At 58.3% G+C, this 2,070-nt stretch carries 2 protein-coding genes and 1 pseudogene; 1 reads left to right on the plus strand and 2 read right to left on the minus strand.

The window, feature by feature from the left end:
* Nucleotides 1-97: 97 nt before the first annotated feature.
* Nucleotides 98-708, minus strand: a pseudogene (locus tag E5W70_RS31955) (IS30 family transposase); the annotation flags it as partial.
* Nucleotides 709-956: 248 nt separating this feature from the next.
* Entirely contained in the window at nt 957-1,370 is a 414-nt protein-coding gene (locus tag E5W70_RS31960; RefSeq protein ID WP_292665296.1) for an Lrp/AsnC family transcriptional regulator, read from the minus strand.
* Between the two features lie 105 nt (nt 1,371-1,475).
* Between E5W70_RS31960 and E5W70_RS31965 the strand changes: the two genes are divergently transcribed.
* The gene (locus tag E5W70_RS31965) at nt 1,476-2,027 is read left to right on the plus strand and encodes a transporter substrate-binding domain-containing protein (protein ID WP_292665298.1); all 552 of its coding nucleotides are present in this window, start codon (nt 1,476-1,478) and stop codon (nt 2,025-2,027) included.
* The last annotated feature ends 43 nt before the right edge of the window (nt 2,028-2,070 follow it).

Consider the following 2,070-nt stretch of genomic DNA (forward strand, 5'->3'; position numbering starts at 1 on the left):
AGCTTCCACCAGCCGCTCGGTGTATTTGATCGAGACGTATTGGGCGATTCAAGCGGTCGCGCGCAACTCGGATTTTGTTTACCTGCATCAGCCACTCGTCAAGGGCCTCGGCTGGCGTTCTCCAGCCGAGCGTCTTTCGCGACCTGGCATTGAGAGCGGCGGCCACGGCGGCGACCTCGTCGGTGCTGTGCACGCTCAGATCGGTTCCTTTCGGGAAGTACTGACGCAGCAGTCCATTGGTGTTCTCGTTGGTGCCGCGCTGCCACGGGCTTTGCGGATCGCAGAAGAAGACCTGGACGCCCACATCGATCTTCAATCGTGCATGCTGAGCCATCTCGGCTTGATCCCAGGTGAGCGATCGGCAGAGCTCTTCGGGCAAGGTGATGATGGTGCGAGTGCTCGCGTCGCGCACGGCCTCAGCACCATGGCCCAGCGAGCGCAGGCCCGTTCTTCGCGCGCGGCGCGTCACCGTGACCGACAAGGCGCGGAAGATGCAACAGCATCGTGAAGCGCGTTGTGCGCTCGACCAGCGTGCCTATCGTCGAGCTGCCGAGGCCAAGATGAGGTCACCCCTTCCCAGTGTCCTGGCTCCGCCCGATCGACTGCTTCAGCAGGACGCTGGCTGATCATGATCTCCGGCGAAACAAAGCCTTTGCCGCGCGTTCGTACTCGCGCCCTCGGCACCCGCAGCACCCTTCCTGTGTCAATGGGCACCGAAGTCTCCGCGAATGTGGGCGTCCAATTTTCCCGCCGAGTTGTGCTCTGGTCAATACGTCAGAATGGTCGGTGTCGTGTCGATCCCGGGGAGATTCATGCCACCGCAGAGAAGATCTTCGAATTCAAATCTGCGTCGGTCACTTTTGGTCTTGAAGCGCGAAACTAGGAGTAATCATCAGCTTTGCTATCGTTCCTTCGGTTGTCATTACGTCAGAATCACACGAACGTCCGGCTCCAGATCATGCAGGGCCCAGCAAGATAAAGGTTTCGCTCTTCGAGACGCCGTCTGTCGCCCGAACGGTTGAGATGAGCTCGTTCAATTCTGACATCGTGGCAACCTCGATTTCAGCGATTACATCCCAAACGCCATTCGTATTGGAAAGCGACGCCACCCCGGGGAGCCGCTTGATGGCTGCAACGGCGGGCCGTGGTGAGCCGCTTACCGTGATCAGGATAAATGCTTTGATCAGATCCTTGCTGATGTCGTCCTTCAGACGAACCGTGAACCCTTTGATATGTCCGCCCGCGATAAGACGATCCAGTCTCTTCTGGGCTGTTGCTCGGGCGACTCCGAGAAGCTGCGCAAGCTGCGGCACCGAAGCCCTGCCATTGATGCGCAATTCTGCGATCAGCCGCCTATCGAGATCGTCCATGGGCTACCTCCAATTTCGTCATTCTAGTTACTTTTTCGGCACCTGTTGAGAATATCAAGCACCTTGTGTTCTTTTTTGTTCCCCGTAAACGTCCTACGATTCCGCATGAAACTGAACCGAGTTTTTTCCGCTGTTCTGGTGGCTGCTGCAATCTGCTTGCCCTTCACCGCTGCCGAGGCGGATGACCTGCAGAAGATCGAAAACGCCGGCAAGTTGTCGGTTGCTCTCTGCGGCGCTTTTCAACCCTTCAGCTTCGTTGACAAAAACAACAAAGTGGTCGGTTTCGACGTCGATATTGACTCCGAGATTGCTCGCCGCCTGAAGGCCGATCCGAACATCGTGACGACCGCATGGGACGGCATCATCGCCGGTCTCGTTACCGGTCGCTATGAAACCATCATTGGCTCCATGAGCATCACTGAAAAGCGCAAGAAGGCCATCGACTTCGTCGGTCCCTACTACCGCTCCGGCCGGCCTTGCTGCCTTCGTTCGCAAGGGCGCCGGCGTCACCGTCGACGCGCTAAAGGGCAAGCCGGTCGGCGTCACGCTGGGCGAGGCTGCCGAGAAATGACCATGCTGATCATGACGCACGAGATGCGGTTCGCCGCCGAAGTGCCCGATCACGTCCTGTTCATGGATGGCGGCGGTTGTCGTTGAGCAGGGCGATCCCCGTCAGGTCCTGTCCAACCCGTTTGAGGAG

This window comes from Mesorhizobium sp. (genome assembly GCF_005063415.1).
GTDB lineage: Bacteria > Pseudomonadota > Alphaproteobacteria > Rhizobiales > Rhizobiaceae > Mesorhizobium.